The following is a 15,277-nucleotide window of genomic DNA, read 5'->3' as shown; positions in this document are numbered from 1 at the left end:
CACTGCGGTTTGCGCCTAGCCCTGACGTCTATGGATGAATTTCGTCATGCGGACGCATCTACGGGACAGCACACTGGCGCCGGCTCCTTGACCTCAATCGCAACGCGCAACGGCTCCTCGGGGCCGTTGCGTTTTCCAACACAGTAGACCTCTATGCTCAATGTAGTGATACTCGCCGCCGGACTGGGCAAGCGCATGCAGTCCGACCTTCCCAAAGTGCTGCACACGCTGGCCGGCAAGCCCATGCTGGCGCACGTGCTGGCCAGCGCGCGCGAACTCGCGCCCGCCCGCATCACCGTGGTGGTTGGCCACGGCGCCGACCGCGTCAAGCAGGCGTTTGGCGGCCAGGAAGGCCTGCACTTCGCGCTGCAGCAGCCGCAGCAGGGCACCGGCCACGCCGTGCAGCAGGCCGTGCCGCTGCTGCTCGAAGGCGACGGCAAGGACGATGTGACGCTGGTGCTGTACGGCGACGTGCCGCTGGTGCAGCCCGACACGCTGCGCCGCCTGCTGGCCGCGCGCGGCGACGGCGCCGCCGTGCTCACCGAGGTGCTGGACGATTCCACCGGCTACGGCCGCATCGTGCGCGACGCCGCCGGCCAGGTCTGCCGCATCGTCGAGCACAAGGACGCCTCCGAGGCCGAGCGCGCCATCAAGGAAGTCAACACCGGCATCCTGGCCGCGCCGACCGCCAGGCTCAAGGACTGGCTGTCCCGCATCGACAACAACAACGCCCAGGGCGAGTACTACCTGACCGACGTGATCGGCCTGGCGGTGACCGACGGCGTGCCGGTGGGCGCGGCCCAGCCGGCGGCTTCCTGGGAAACGCTGGGCGTGAACAGCCGCGTGCAGCAGGCCGAGCTGGAGCGCCGCTGGCAGGCCGAGCAGGCCCGCCGCCAGCTGGAAGCCGGCGTCACGCTGGCCGATCCCGCGCGCTTCGACCTGCGCGGCACGCTGCGCTGCGGCCGCGACGTGTTCATCGACGTGGGCTGCGTGTTCGAAGGCGAGGTCACGCTGGCCGACGGCGTGCGCGTGGGTCCGCATTGCGTGCTGCGCGACGTCAGCGTCGGCGCCGGCACGCAGATCGAGGCCTACAGCCATCTGCAGGACGCCCAGGTGGGCCGCGACGCGCGCGTCGGCCCCTATGCCCGCCTGCGCCCCGGCGCCGAGCTGGGCGATCGCAGCCACGTCGGCAACTTCGTCGAGATCAAGAAGAGCGTGCTGGGCGCCGACAGCAAGGCCAATCACCTGGCCTACATCGGCGACGCCGAGATCGGCGCGCGCGTGAACGTGGGCGCCGGCACCATCACCTGCAACTACGACGGCGTCAACAAGCACCGCACCGTGATCGAGGACGACGCCTTCATCGGCTCGGACACGCAGCTGGTCGCGCCGGTGCGCGTGGGCCAGGGCGCCACGCTGGGCGCCGGCACCACGCTGACGCGCGACGCGCCGGCCGGCAAGCTGACGGTCTCGCGCGCCAAGCAGCTCACCGTCGACGGTTGGCAACGCCCGACCAAGAAGTCGTGACCGCCGCGGGGCCGACCGGCACGCCGGGCGCCGCGCCGCAGGACGGCCTGCCGGCGCCCCGGCGCTACTGGGCAGCGGCCACGGTGATGACGGGCATCAGCCTGTCGGTGCTGGATACCACCATCGCCAACGTGGCCCTGCCCACCATCGCGGCCGACCTGCAATCCTCGCCCGCCCAGGCGGTCTGGGTCGTCAACGCCTACAACCTGGCGGTGGTGACCATGCTGCTGCCGCTGTCGGCGCTGGCCGAGCGCATCGGCTTCCGGCGCATGTTCACCTTCGGGCTGGTGCTGTTCACGCTGGCCTCGCTGGGCTGCGCGCTGGCCGGCACGCTCTTGCAGCTGACGCTGGCGCGCGTGTTCCAGGGCGTGGGCGCTGCCACGCTGATGTGCCTGTTCGGCGGCCTGGTGCGCAATATCTATCCGCTCAAGATGCTGGGGCGCGGCATCAGCATCAACGCCACCACCGTGGCGGTGATGTCGGTGCTGGGGCCGACCATCGGCTCGGCCATCCTGTCGGTGGCGCCGTGGCCGTGGATCTTCGCGGTCAACCTGCCCGTCTGCGTGCTGGCCATGCTGGGGCTGCGGCACCTGCCGGAGGTGCCGCGCAACAACGTCGCCTTCGACGGCATCAGCGCGCTGCTCAGCATGGCCACGCTGGGCGTGTTCATCTCGGGCGTGGACATGATGGGCGCGGACCTGCTGCGCGGCATCGGCCTGGTGGCCATCGCCACCGTTCTGGGCATCGTGCTGATGCGCCGCGCCAGCGGCCAGCCCGCGCCGCTGGTGCCGGTGGACCTGCTGCGCATCCGCCCGTTGGCCTATGCCGTGGCCGCGTCCGCCTGCACCTTCGCCGCGCAGATGGCGTCCTACGTGTCGCTGCCCTTCTATTTCCAGCAGGTGCTGGGACGGCCGTACCTGGAAGTCGGCATGCTGATGGGCGCCTGGCCGGTCGGCACGGCGCTGGTCGCGCCACTGGCGGGCCGGCTGTCCGACCGCTATTCGCCCGCGACCATGAGCGGCATCGGCGCCGCCACCATGGTGGCCGGCATGCTGTGGCTGGCGCTACTGCCCACGCATGTGTCCAATGCGCCTATTCTGGCGGGCATGTTCGTGGCGGGCCTGGGCTTCGGCTTCTTCCAGACGCCGAACAACCGCGCCATGCTGTCGGCCGCGCCGCGCGCGCGCAGCGGCGCCGCCGGTGGCCTGCAGGCCACCACCCGGGTGTTCGGCCAGAGTTTCGGCACCGCCCTGGTCGCCATCGCCTTCAGCCTGAGCGCGGCCCATGGCCCCGGCCTGGCGCTGGTGCTGGGCACGGTCTGCGCGGCGCTGGCGGTGGCGGTGAACGCCATCCGCTTCAACAGGCTGCGGACGCCCTAGCGGCCCTGTCCGCGACGACCTGACCCCGGGAGCGCGCCGGACCGGCGTCCCGGCCGGCCGCGCTTCTATAATGGCGGCCGGCGCCGGCTTGTCCACCGCGGCGCCGGTTTTCCAATTCTTGAAGGGCGTTCGGGCATGAAGATCACGGTCGTGGGTACCGGTTACGTAGGGTTGGTGTCGGGGGCGTGCCTGGCCGACATGGGCAACGACGTCATGTGCCTGGACGTGGATTCCGCCAAGATCGCGCTGTTGCGCCAGGGCGGCATCCCCATCTACGAACCCGGCCTGGAAGACCTGGTGCGCCGCAACGTGCAGGCCGGCCGGCTGCATTTCACCGACGACGTGGCGCAGAGCGTGGCCTTTGGCGACGTGCAGTTCATCGCCGTCGGCACCCCGCCCGGCGAGGACGGCTCGGCCGACCTGAAATACGTGCTGGCCGCCGCGCTCAACATCGCGCGCCACATGACCTCGCGCAAGCTCATCGTGGACAAGTCCACCGTGCCCGTCGGCACAGCCGACAAGGTGCGCGCCGTGATCGCCAAGGAGCTGGCCGCGCGCGGCGTGGACCTGCCGTTCACGGTGGCGTCCAATCCGGAATTCCTCAAGGAAGGCGCGGCCATCAACGACTTCATGAGTCCGGACCGCGTCATCGTCGGCGCCGACGACGACTACACCATCGGCGTCATGCGTCGCATCTACGAGCCCTTCCAGCGCACCCACGATCGTCTCATGGTGATGGACGTGCGCTCGGCCGAGCTGACCAAGTATGCCGCCAACGCCATGCTGGCCACGCGCATCTCCTTCATGAACGAGATGGCCAACCTGGCCGAGACGCTGGGCGCCGACGTTGAACAGGTGCGGCGCGGCATCGGCGCGGATCCGCGCATCGGCTATCACTTCCTCTATCCCGGCGCGGGCTATGGCGGCTCCTGCTTTCCCAAGGACGTGCAGGCGCTGGTCAACACCGCCGCCGAGCACGGCCTGCCCATGCGCGTCATCGAGGCCGCCGAGGCCGCCAACCACGCGCAGAAATTCCGCCTGTCCGAGAAGCTGACGCAGCGCTACGGCGAAGACCTGCGCGGCCGCAAGATCGCGCTGTGGGGCCTGGCCTTCAAGCCCAATACCGACGACATGCGCGAAGCCCCCAGCCTGACCGCCATCGCGGAATTGACCCGTCGCGGCGCCGAAGTGCGCGCCTATGATCCGGTGGCCATGCACGAAGCCGCGCGCGTGCTGGTGGGCCAGCCCGGCGTGACCTTCGCCAAGGACATGTACGACGCGCTGGATGGCGCCGACGCGCTGCTGATCGCCACCGAATGGAAGGTCTTCCGCGCGCCCGACTTCGACCGCGTCAAGGCCCTGCTCAAGACGCCGCTGATCATCGACGGCCGCAACCTCTACACGCCGGCCGACGTGCGCGCCCTGGGCTTCGATTACTCGGGCATCGGCCGCGCATGAAGATCCTGCAGCTGAACTTCGAGAAGGGCTGGCGCGGCGGCGAGCGGCAGACGCTCTACTGCATGCGCGCCTTCCGCAAGGCCGGCCACGAGGTCGAACTGATGTGCCGCCTGGGCGGCCCGCTGGCCGAGCGCGCGCGCCAGGAAGGATTCACCGTCCACGAATGCCGCAACGTGCCGGCGCAGCTGCGCTTCCTGGCCGGCGCCGGCCGCTACGACATCATCCATGCCCAGACGGCCAATACCGTCACCTGGGCCGTGCTGACCAAATGGCTGCACCGCCGGCCGGTGGCCTTCTCGCGCCGCACCTCCTTCGTGGTCAAGCCGAACGAGGAATGGAAGACCGGCTTCAAGTGGCGCCACGTCGACCTGTTCGTGGCCATCAGCGAGATGGCCGCGAGCGAGCCGCGCCGGCTCGGCATCGAGCCCGCCATCATCCGCAGCGCCGTCGAGCCGCATGCGATCAACGCCGACAACGTCGCCGCGCTGGTCGGCGAGTTCCAGCTGGACGGCCGCAAGGTCATGGCGACCTCGGCCGCGCTGATCCAGGACAAGGACCCGGTCACGCTGGTGCGCGCCGTGGCCGAGCTGGCGCGCACGCGCCGCGACTTCATCTTCCTGCACTTCGGCGCCGGCGGCGGCCAGGAACAGGCCGCCAAGGACGAGGCCCGCAAGCTGGGCATCGAGGACGTCTACCGCTTCGCCGGCTTTCGCAAGGGCGTGGAAGATTTCTACAGCGTGCTGGATGTGTTCGTCATGAGCTCCGAGGAAGAAGCCTTGGGCAGCAGCGTGCTGGACGCCTTCTTGCAGCGCGTGCCGGTGGTGTCCACCGACGCCGGCGGTCTCAAGGAAAGCCTGGCCGACGGTCGTGGCGTGCTCTGCGCCGTGGGCGACCACAAGGCCCTGGCCGCCGGCATGGCGCGCTGCCTGGACGACGCCGTCTTCCGCCAGGAAGTTACCGAGCGCGCCTATGCCTACGTGCGCGATGAGCACGATGTGCAGAAGATGGGGAATCGGTATCTGGCGCAGTTCGAGCGGGTGCTATCCCCGCGTCGCTAGTCGCGCACCGCTACTCCCGCACCGCTACTCCCGCACCGCGATCCGCGTCTCGAACTTGGCGCGGTGCACCGAGAAGAACGTGCGCACGTTGCGCACATTGGCCTGCGCCGTGAAGGCGCGGTGCACCAGCGCATGGTAGGCCGGCATGTCCCGCACCTGTGCGATCACCACGAAATCCGGACCGGGCGACACCCGGTAGCACTGCAGCACGGCGGGCTCGGCCAGCATGCTCTGCTCGAACGCGTCCAGGCTCTCGGCGGCCTGCACGTCCAGCGTAATCTCGACGATGGCCGTCAGCGTGCTGCCCAGCTTGTCGGCGGCCAGGATCGCCACCTGCCGGTCGACCACGCCGATGTCGACCAGCCGCCGCACCCGCCGCAGGCAGGTCGGGGGCGAGGCGTGCACGCGTTCGGCCAGGTCCTGGTTGGTCAGCGCGCAGTCGATTTGCAGCTGTTCCAGGATGCGGCGGTCCAGATCGTCCAGTTCGGGCAGCGCGGGAGCGGTGTTTTGCGCCATGTATTTCACTTTGGCGTATGAAATGAAAGATTATTTAATCACAATCCAGTAAGTAAATAAACTTCCAAAAAACTTCACATAAAGAAATCAAATTTCTTTGTGGCGCGCGCACAATGCGTTCCGTACCCGAACCCTTACAGGAGTTTCTCCTATGTGCGGCATTGTTGGCGCCGTCGCCCAGCGCGACATCACCCCGATCCTCGTCGAAGGCCTGAAGCGGCTGGAATACCGCGGCTACGACTCCTGCGGCGTCGCGGTCTACGCCGATGGCCACCTGCGTCGCACGCGCAGCACGCAACGCGTGGCCGAACTGAGCGACCAGATCGCCCAGGACCATGTGACCGGCTTCACCGGCATCGCCCATACCCGCTGGGCCACCCACGGCGTGCCGGCCACGCACAACGCCCACCCGCACTTCTCGCACCTGGGCAATGACGAGCCGCGCATCGCGCTGGTCCACAACGGCATCATCGAGAACCACGACGAACTGCGCGCCGAGCTGCAGGCCGCCGGCTACGTCTTCGAAAGCCAGACCGACACCGAGGTCATCGCCCACCTGGTCAACCACCTGTACGCCGGCGACCTGTTCGAGGCCGTGCAGCAGGCCGTGCGCCGCCTGCATGGCGCCTATGCCATCGCCGTGTTCTGCCGCGATGAACCGCACCGCGTGGTCGGCGCCCGCCAGGGCTCGCCGCTGGTGGTGGGCGTGGGTCAGAACGAGAACTTCCTGGCGTCCGACGCGCTGGCCCTGGCCGGCACCACCGACCAGATCATCTACCTGGAAGACGGCGACGTCGTCGACCTGCAGCTGACCCGCGTCTGGATCGTGGACGCCGAAGGCCGCGCCGCCGATCGCGCGGTGCATACCGTGCACGTGCACACCGGCGCCGCCGAGCTGGGCCCGTACCGCCACTACATGCAGAAGGAAATCTTCGAGCAGCCGCGCGCGGTGGGCGATACCCTGCAGGACATCGAGTCCATCACGCCCGAGCTGTTCGGCGATGACGCCTACAAGATCTTCAAGGACATCGATTCGGTGCTGGTCCTGGCCTGCGGCACCAGCTACTACGCGGGTCTGACCGCCAAGTACTGGATCGAGTCCGTCGCCAAGATCCCGGTGAATGTCGAAATCGCCAGCGAATACCGCTACCGCGACAGCGTGCCGAACCCGCGCGCGCTGGTGGTGACGATCTCGCAGTCCGGCGAAACGGCCGACACGCTGGCCGCGCTCAAGCACGCACGTTCGCTGGGCATGCAGAACACGCTGACCATCTGCAACGTGGCCACCAGCGCCATGGTGCGCGAATGCAAGCTGTCCTACATCACGCGCGCCGGCGTGGAAATCGGCGTAGCCTCGACCAAGGCCTTCACCACTCAGCTGACCGGACTGTTCCTGCTGACGCTGGCGCTGGCGCAGGTGCGCGGCAATCTGACCGCCGAGCAGGAAGCCGCGCACATCAAGTCGCTGCGCCACCTGCCCGCCGCCATCGGTTCGGTGCTGGCGCTGGAACCGCAGATCATGGCCTGGGCGGACCGTTTCGCCTCCAAGGAAAACGCGCTGTTCCTGGGTCGCGGCATGCACTATCCGATCGCGCTGGAAGGCGCGCTCAAGCTCAAGGAAATCAGCTATATCCACGCCGAGGCCTACCCGGCCGGCGAACTCAAGCACGGCCCGCTGGCCCTGGTGACCGAGCACATGCCCGTGGTCACCATCGCGCCCAAGGACGGCCTGCTGGAAAAGCTGAAGTCCAACATGCAGGAAGTGCGCGCGCGCGGCGGCGAGCTGTACGTGTTCGCCGACGCCGACAGCAAGATCGTCAGCGCCGAGGGCATGCACGTGATCCGCATGCCCGAGCACTACGGCATGCTGTCGCCGATCCTGCACACGGTGCCGCTGCAACTGCTGTCGTATCACACGGCTTGCGCGCGCGGCACGGACGTGGACAAGCCGCGCAACCTGGCCAAGAGCGTGACGGTGGAGTGAGGCGGGGGCAGGTGTATTGGTTTTGAACCGCACCCCAAAAGTTGGACGCCGATCCAACCTTTGGGGTGTTTTTCTGCTTATCCAGATGCTCAGGTGGACTTCAAGCTCAGATGTCGCGCGCGCGGACTCGGATTCGTTCCGGTATCGTCTTGATGTCTTCGAAAGAAAGTTGTGGAAGCCATTCTTCGATCAGTCGAAAAATGGCAGTCGCCTGAGCGGAATCCCGTCTGCGCTTGGCGGCATCGCGTGTGTTTTGTTCGCTTAGCCAGACTTTGAAGAGTCCGAAAGCACGCGGGTCGACGGTAGTCATCGTTGCCATGCCGCCGTTGGTGCTGATCACGATCTGCTCGAATCTGGGAGCGGAGAGAAGCCAGTCCATGTTGTGCACCTTCACCGCCCAGAAGTCCTCCTCGTTGGCCCAAATCTGGCCTGGCTCCGAGTGTTGGTAGCCTTCATCGCGCTTGATCAAGTCGACCTGGTAGCCCTCGTTGTTCACTAGCGTGAATGGCTTGCCCTCCATTTTCATGAAGGATGGGTCGCCACGCTGAATGACGCCGAGCAAGCCCTTTGGGTCCGGGCTCGCGATTCGCAGCTTTGACCTGCTGTCCCAGAGCAGGTCTAGATCTTGCGTCGCCATGATGGAGTCTGCAAACGTGACACTCGCGGCGCATGCGTAGGCGTACATCGCATTCGTGCCGATGGTCATGATTTTCCTGGCCAGCCCGGCGTTTTCGATCTGGGCCAACACCTTGGTGACCGGGGGCGGCACATTGCCCAGGCGCAACGCACGATTGATCTTGACCTGTTTCTCGAGTTTCGCGGTAAGGGCCTCGAGCAGCTTGCGACACGCCGCTGATCGTTCCGTGTAAAAGCGGAGGATTTCTTCGGTGTGATCGCTCCTGGGCCCGAGGCTTTTCCGCTGGCGTACCCCGTAGTCATATCGGGTGCTGACGAGGTACTCCGTACCGTTCGCGCTTTCCCAATTGAGCCGCCCCTGATACCGCTTTGCTTCTTGGAAAGCCGCCCGGTAGGCAGTGTGAAGCTGCTGAGCGTCAATGATGTGCTTCAGCTTGTCCTCTGGAACCTCGTCGAAGAAAGAGTGAGGCATAAGTATTTGATTTACAAGAGGATTGGATGATTCATGAATTTTCCATTGAATTCTTCCAATAGTCAAAGAAAACATGGACTTAGCATCCTATTTTCTATGACGCCGTTTTTCATGATGCTGCTTGCCAGGTGCGTAGTCCCGTAGGGGCGTCCGCATGGGGAAACGCATCCACAGACGTCAGGGCTGGGCGCGAACTGTAACGATCCTCGTAGGCGTCGCGAGGACTCGCAACGACGCCATGGCGGCTAGGGGTGGCGTTCGTGCGGGTGCATCTACGGGACAGCGCGCTAGCGCTTGCCAAGCAAAAGAACCGCTGATCCCGTGGCTTGGAAACGCAAGCAGGCCAGGGGGCTTACTGATTTCCGCCGCGTATGGAGCGTAGTGCGAAACGGGCGCTACCGGGCGTCGACCTGTGATCAGGACATCACCATGTCGATCGACAGGAAGGCCTGCGCCTGCGATGCCCGCGCAATGCGGACCCTCAGTACGCCAATTGTCGCGGCCAAATCACCCGGTGCGTCAATATGAGTTTGACTAATAATATTATGAGGCCAACTCATTTATACAGACTATGAGTCTGGCTAATGGTGTTTTGAAATCATTTCATTTTTATTTGTGCGCAGCGCAGCATAGAATTCGGCCCTGATTCCGAGGATGTCAAGGCTGCCAGGTCAAGAGAATCAAAAATAATACTGGCAAGCATTGTGGCAGCAAGCGGGTTTTATTTCAGGGTTCTGGGCGCCAGATAGCAATGAGCAAAGATTTCACGTTTTCCATCAAGAGTATTAATTTCGATGAGGATTATCGTCCCTCGGATAATACGCGCATCACCACCAATTTCGCCAATCTGGCCAGAGGGACAAGCCGCCAGGAGAACCTGCGCAACACCTTCAGCATGATAAACAATCGTTTCAATGCCCTGGCGCATTGGGACAACCCCAAGGGCGACCGCTATGGCGTCGAACTTGAAATCATCTCTGTCGAGCTGAATATCGATGGGGAAACCAGCGGCAATGCCCTTCCCCTGATCGAGATATTGAAGACCAATATCGTCGACCGCAAAACCGGCGAGCGCATCGACGGCATCGTGGGGAATAATTTTTCCTCCTACGTGCGGGATTATGACTTCAGCGTCCTGCTGCTGGAGCACAACAAGGATCAGGCCAAGTTCAGCACGCCGGAAGATTTCGGCGACCTGCATGGCAATCTTTTCAAGTTCTTCGTGAATTCCAGCACTTACAAGGAATATTTCAAGAAGCCGCCCGTCATCTGCCTGAGTGTTTCCAGCAGCAAGGTCTATCACCGGACCGAAAACCAGCATCCGGTGCTGGGCGTTGAATACCTGCAGGATGAATATTCGCTGACCGACGAGTATTTCAAGAAAATGGGCATGAAGGTTCGCTATTTCATGCCGCCGAACAGCGCCGCGCCCCTGGCCTTTTATTTCACGGGCGATCTGCTGGGCGACTACACCAATCTCGAGCTGATCGGCACCATCAGCACGATGGATACCTTCCAGAAGATCTATCGGCCCGAGATCTACAACGCGAACTCCGCGGCGGGGAAATCCTATCAGCCCAGCCTGAAGCACCAGGATTATTCGCTGACCCGCATCGTCTATGACCGAGAGGAACGCAGCCGGCTGGCCGTCGAGCAGGGACGGTTTGTCGAAGAACACTTCATCAAGCCCTACCAATCGGTTCTTGCGCAGTGGTCCGCCACCGCCCGTTTTGATCAATAAAAAGCTACCAGGTCATTCATCGTGAAAAAACTGCTCCCCACTTCCACCGCCGGCAGCCTGCCGAAACCCTCATGGCTGGCGCAACCCGAGACGCTCTGGTCGCCCTGGAAACTGCAGGACGAGGGCTTGCTCGAGGGCAAGCAAGACGCGCTGCGCCTGTCCCTGCAGGAACAGCAACACGCGGGCATCGACATCGTCAGCGATGGCGAGCAGACGCGCCAGCACTTCGTGACCACCTTCATCGAGCACCTGGACGGCGTTGATTTCGAGAACCGCAAGACGGTGCGGATCCGCGATCGCTATGACGCCAGCGTGCCGTCGGTCGTCGGCGCCGTGGCGCGTCGCAAGCCGGTCTTCGTCGAGGATGCCAAGTTCCTGCGCCAGCAGACCAAGCAGCCGATCAAATGGGCCCTGCCCGGTCCCATGACCATGATCGATACGCTGTATGACGATCACTACAAGAGCCGCGAAAAGCTGGCCTGGGAATTTGCCAAGATCCTGAATCAGGAAGCCAGGGAGCTGGAAGCGGCCGGCGTCGACATCATCCAGTTCGACGAGCCCGCGTTCAACGTCTTCTTCGACGAGGTGAATGACTGGGGCGTGGCCACGCTGGAACGGGCCATCGAAGGCCTGAAGTGCGAGACGGCCGTCCACATCTGCTATGGCTACGGCATCAAGGCCAACACGGACTGGAAGAAGACGCTGGGCTCCGAATGGCGCCAGTATGAAGAGGCCTTCCCCAAGCTGCAGAAGTCCAGCATCGATATCGTCTCGCTGGAATGCCAGAATTCCCGCGTGCCGATGGATCTCATCGAGCTGATTCGCGGCAAGAAGGTGATGGTCGGGGCCATCGACGTGGCCACCAACACCATCGAAACGCCCGAGGAAGTCGCCAATACCCTGCGCAAGGCGCTGCAGTTCGTGGATGCCGACAAGCTCTATCCCTGCACCAACTGCGGCATGGCGCCCCTGCCCCGCGCCGTCGCGCGCGGCAAGCTGAGCGCGCTGAGCGCCGGCGCGGAAATCGTCCGCCAGGAACTCTCGAACTAAGCCTGGGGCGAAGCCCGCCGCCGCATGCGTTTGCGGCGGCAGGCTCGCCGTCGAGCAGTCCCTCGTATTTCGTAGCTACCATGTCACTCCCCAGCACCGCCATCGAACCATTGCGCTTTCGCGAAGCGCTCGGACACTACGCGTCCGGCATCACGGTGGTCACATCGCACATCGCGGGCGAGCCGGTGGGTTTCACCTGCCAGTCGTTCTACAGCGTGTCGATGAACCCGCCGCTGGTGTCATTCAGCGTGATGTCCGGTTCGGCCAGCTATCCCAAGATCCGCCAGGCAGGCCGATTCGCGGTCAATATCCTGTCGGACGAGCAGGTCGATATTTCCAATCAGTTCGCCCGTCGCGGCACGGACAAGTGGCACGGCATCGAATGGCGTGAATCGCCGCTGGGCAATCCGCTCATCGCCGGCAGCCTGCACTGGCTGGATTGCGACATCTACGCCGAACACGCCGCCGGCGATCACGTGATCGTCATCGGCGAGGTGAAGGCGCTGAACCTGCAGCAAACCGCCGCCACGCAGCCATTGCTGTATTTCAAAGGGCAGTACCGCAACATCGCCGCGCACTGCGAGGCTTGAGCGTTTGACTGCCGCCGTCCCATCCGTATTGGCGTTGCCAGGTATCGAGCCGTCTTGAGCGCATTGAAGCAGGCGCTGGACGACGGACGCTTTGTCTGCGTGCTGGAGATCATCCCCCAGCAGTCCCCCGCGCGCCTGGCGGCGCTCGGGCAGATCGTGCAACGCGGGCATCTGGCGGGCTGGCCCTTGCTGCCGGCCTACGCCGATCGCGTCGGCGCGCACTCCGATCTGAGTCCGCTGGAAGGCGCGGGCGCGTTGGGCGATCCGGCGGCATCCCTGCTGCATTTTTCCGGCAAGGATCGCGAGCGCGCGGATCTGCTGCGCCAGATGGCGGAGATGAGGACCCGTGGCCTGAATCAATTGCTGCTGCTCAGCGGGGACCGCCTGCCGGGCCACGATCCGGGCAGGGCGGCCGTGCGCTATCTGGAGTCGGTGTCCGCGCTGCAGATAGCCCGCGAGCACGGCCCGGACTGGCTGCTGGGCGCGGCGTTGAACCCGTTCAAGTACCGCGAGGAAGAAGGCGGCGCACAGTATCTGAAGGCGCGGAAGAAGCTGCTGGCAGGCGCGGATTTCCTGACCCTGCAGCTGGGTTTCGACGCCGCCAAGCATGTCGAGGCCCAGGCCTGGATGCGCGTGCAGCACAGCATGAAACCCATGCTGGCCTGCGTCATGAGCTTGACCGACAAGCGCGCCGCCGCGCTGCAGGCCGTGCCCGGCGTTGTCATCACCGACACCATGCGCGAGCTGTTGGCCAGGGAGCGGGACGTATCCCAGGCCTTTGCGGCCAGACGCAGTATCGAGCGCCTGGCCCTGCAGATGGTGGGCTTGCGGTTGATGGGCTATGCCGGCGCGCATGTGTCCGGGGTGCACACGCTGGACGAATTGCTGTTGCTGGAGCAGGCGCTTGTCGCGCTGCGGGATCAGGTCACTTCGCTGGCCGAATGGCTCGAACAATGGCATGCCAGCTGGCGGATGCCGGGGGCGCCGCAGGTATGTTTCACCCCCGATGACGGCGCATGGGAACTGGGACGCTCCGACGTCACCGCCACCCGCCGGGAACGCCTGCGCTACGCGCTGTTCTCGACGATGCATCGCCAGTTCTTCAGCCGCAGGGGATGGCTCAGCAAAGCCTTGGGCTGGAGCATGACGCGGCCGATCTGGCAGACCGCCGTGGCGGCGCATGCGCTGCATGCCGTCGAACGCATGGTCAAGCGACCGCTGGTCGGCTGCGATACCTGCGGCAGCTGCCGCCTGCAGGAGACGCTTTACGTATGTCCCGAGACCTGTCCCAAGGGCCTGGCGAACGGCCCCTGTGGCGGCACCCGGCTCAATCGTTGCGAATTCGACGACCGGGAGTGCGTGCACAGCGTCAAATACCGGATCGCCAAATCGGCCGATCAATTGCCCGTGCTGGAACAGGCGCTGATTCCTTGCATCGAAGCGTCTGACAGGCACCGCAGCTCCTGGCCCGCATGGTTCATGCAGATACGCGAGGAGACGCGCGTCCGGCCGTCGGCTCGCGGCTCGCCGGAGTCGCCGCCGTAGGGGGATAATGGCGGCTCCCCGACGATCCTCCCGCTGCGCCGCCATCCATGAACGCATCGTCCCGTTTCGCGACCCGTCATTTCGTAGCGCCCCAGGATGCGGCAACGCAGTTGGCGGACAGGCTGCCGCTGCGCATCCTGCTGCCTTACCTGCTGGCCGCCATGTCGCTGGCGCTGGCCTACGGCGCGAGTTTCCTGCTGGCGGATGCGCTGGTCGCGGCCGGCCATGAGGCATCCCGCGCCGGCACCGTCATCGGCATCGGTATCGTGGCGACGCTGGTCGGCTCGGTCTTCGCCGGACGCTGGGCCGAGCGCATGGGCATCCTGCCCTTGATTGCCTGCGCGGCAGGCGCGATGGCCATGGCGATGGCCTGTTTCGCGCTGCTGGACGCCGGAGGCTTGCCGATGGCCTACGCGGGCGGCCTGCTGCTGGGCCTGGGGTGGGCCGTGTTCTACATGCTGGCGCCCATTCTGCTGATCCATTGCCTGAAACCGAAGGCGCGCCTGGAGGCGCTGACCCTGCTGTCGGGATCGCAGATGCTGGGCATGGGGCTGGCCGCGCCGCTCGGTCATTTCCTGGCGCGGCAGTCCGGCAGGGCGTCCGCCGCTTTCGCGGCCTATGCCGCGTGCTGTGCGATCGCGGCGGGCGTTGCCTGGCTGCTGCGGCGCAGCCTTGCCCGCCAGCCGCAGCTGGAGCTCAAGACGGTGGCGCTGTCGCTGTCCGCCGTGGCCTGCGTGCTGCGCGCGAAGACCGTGCTGCCGGTCGCGCTGATGGGCATCGCCGCCTGCACCTTCGCGGGGCTGTCGACCTTCCAAAGCCTCTATGCGCAATCCCGGGGGCTGAGCGCCGACACGTTCTTCCTGACCTTCACCATCACTACCGTGCTGCTGCGCTTCACGGTCGCCTCATGGATCGGCAAGCTGCCGCTGGGGCGCCTGGCCCTGTCCTTGTTCGCGATCACGCTGTGCGGCATCCTGCTGCTGGCCGTGAACGCAGGCAGCGCGCCGCTCTATGTCGCCGCCACCATCCTGTTCGCCACGGGGTATGGCCTGACCTATTCCACGCTCAACGCCATGGCGGTCAATCTGGCCGATGGCCTGGGCATCTCCATTCCCGCCGCGTCGCAGGTGTTCACCCTGGGCTATTTCGCCGGCGCCTTCGGATTCCCGTATGTCGCGGGCAGCCTGATCGCGGCCTCGGGCATCGATGCCGCGCTGTGGATGATGCTGGGCCTGGTCGGATGCAATCTTGCCGTGGCCGCTGTCACGCCGGCATTCCGGACCTATCGGCTGACGCGCGGCCGGCCTTGAGGAGACGGCGC

General features: G+C 65.2%; 12 protein-coding genes. 10 read left to right on the top strand and 2 right to left on the bottom strand.

The features are described 5' to 3' along the window. The first annotated feature begins 153 nt into the window (after window positions 1–153). From glmU to KDH83_RS13790, 4 genes are all read left to right on the top strand, one after another. A complete protein-coding gene (glmU, locus tag KDH83_RS13805) occupies window positions 154–1,527 on the top strand; it encodes a bifunctional UDP-N-acetylglucosamine diphosphorylase/glucosamine-1-phosphate N-acetyltransferase GlmU (protein WP_212316628.1) in 1,374 nt (457 codons plus the stop codon). Next, window positions 1,524–2,906, top strand: a complete 1,383-nt coding sequence (locus KDH83_RS13800; protein ID WP_212316626.1) for an MFS transporter — start codon at window positions 1,524–1,526, stop codon at window positions 2,904–2,906. The genes glmU and KDH83_RS13800 overlap by 4 nt, the downstream gene beginning before the upstream one ends. Before the next feature lie 135 nt (window positions 2,907–3,041). Continuing rightward, on the top strand, window positions 3,042–4,364 hold the full coding sequence (locus KDH83_RS13795) for a UDP-glucose/GDP-mannose dehydrogenase family protein (RefSeq protein WP_212316624.1): 1,323 nt from the start codon (window positions 3,042–3,044) through the stop codon (window positions 4,362–4,364). Further along, the gene (locus tag KDH83_RS13790) at window positions 4,361–5,422 is read left to right on the top strand and encodes a glycosyltransferase family 4 protein (protein WP_212316622.1); all 1,062 of its coding nucleotides are present in this window, start codon (window positions 4,361–4,363) and stop codon (window positions 5,420–5,422) included. The genes KDH83_RS13795 and KDH83_RS13790 overlap by 4 nt, the downstream gene beginning before the upstream one ends. A gap of 24 nt (window positions 5,423–5,446) precedes the next feature. Here the strand turns inward: KDH83_RS13790 and KDH83_RS13785 are convergent, their stop codons facing one another. Next, window positions 5,447–5,938 carry an Lrp/AsnC family transcriptional regulator gene (locus KDH83_RS13785; RefSeq protein WP_212316612.1) on the bottom strand — a complete coding sequence of 164 codons (492 nt, stop codon included), beginning with the start codon at window positions 5,936–5,938 and terminating at the stop codon, window positions 5,447–5,449. A gap of 151 nt (window positions 5,939–6,089) precedes the next feature. Here KDH83_RS13785 and glmS point away from each other — a divergent pair, with 151 nt between their 5' ends. Further along, entirely contained in the window at window positions 6,090–7,922 is a 1,833-nt protein-coding gene (gene glmS / locus KDH83_RS13780) for a glutamine--fructose-6-phosphate transaminase (isomerizing) (RefSeq protein ID WP_212316610.1), read from the top strand. Window positions 7,923–8,028: 106 nt separating this feature from the next. On the opposite strand, the gene KDH83_RS13775 is transcribed toward glmS, so the two are convergent. Further along, on the bottom strand, window positions 8,029–9,105 hold the full coding sequence (locus KDH83_RS13775; RefSeq protein WP_212316608.1) for a nucleotidyltransferase domain-containing protein: 1,077 nt from the start codon (window positions 9,103–9,105) through the stop codon (window positions 8,029–8,031). A 676-nt stretch (window positions 9,106–9,781) separates the two neighbouring features. On the opposite strand from KDH83_RS13775, the gene KDH83_RS13770 reads away from it, so the two are divergent. From KDH83_RS13770 to KDH83_RS13750, 5 genes are all read left to right on the top strand, one after another. After that, a complete protein-coding gene (locus KDH83_RS13770) occupies window positions 9,782–10,771 on the top strand; it encodes a DUF1852 domain-containing protein (RefSeq protein WP_212316600.1) in 990 nt (329 codons plus the stop codon). Between the two features lie 21 nt (window positions 10,772–10,792). Next, entirely contained in the window at window positions 10,793–11,821 is a 1,029-nt protein-coding gene (locus KDH83_RS13765; RefSeq protein ID WP_212316599.1) for a methionine synthase, read from the top strand. 80 nt (window positions 11,822–11,901) lie between these two features. Beyond that, complete coding sequence (locus KDH83_RS13760; protein WP_103272031.1) at window positions 11,902–12,411, top strand: flavin reductase family protein; 510 nt, start codon at window positions 11,902–11,904, stop codon at window positions 12,409–12,411. 54 nt (window positions 12,412–12,465) lie between these two features. Beyond that, window positions 12,466–13,956 carry a methylenetetrahydrofolate reductase C-terminal domain-containing protein gene (locus KDH83_RS13755; RefSeq protein WP_249205096.1) on the top strand — a complete coding sequence of 497 codons (1,491 nt, stop codon included), beginning with the start codon at window positions 12,466–12,468 and terminating at the stop codon, window positions 13,954–13,956. Between the two features lie 47 nt (window positions 13,957–14,003). Beyond that, window positions 14,004–15,266 (top strand): MFS transporter, encoded by a 1,263-nt coding sequence (locus KDH83_RS13750; RefSeq protein WP_212316588.1) that lies wholly within the window; start codon window positions 14,004–14,006, stop codon window positions 15,264–15,266. Window positions 15,267–15,277 lie beyond the last annotated feature (11 nt).

The sequence above is a fragment of the Achromobacter sp. Marseille-Q0513 genome, assembly GCF_018195695.1.
GTDB lineage: Bacteria > Pseudomonadota > Gammaproteobacteria > Burkholderiales > Burkholderiaceae_B > Achromobacter.
Note: the sequence above shows the minus strand (reverse complement) of the source record. Positions and strands in the feature narration are given on the sequence as shown.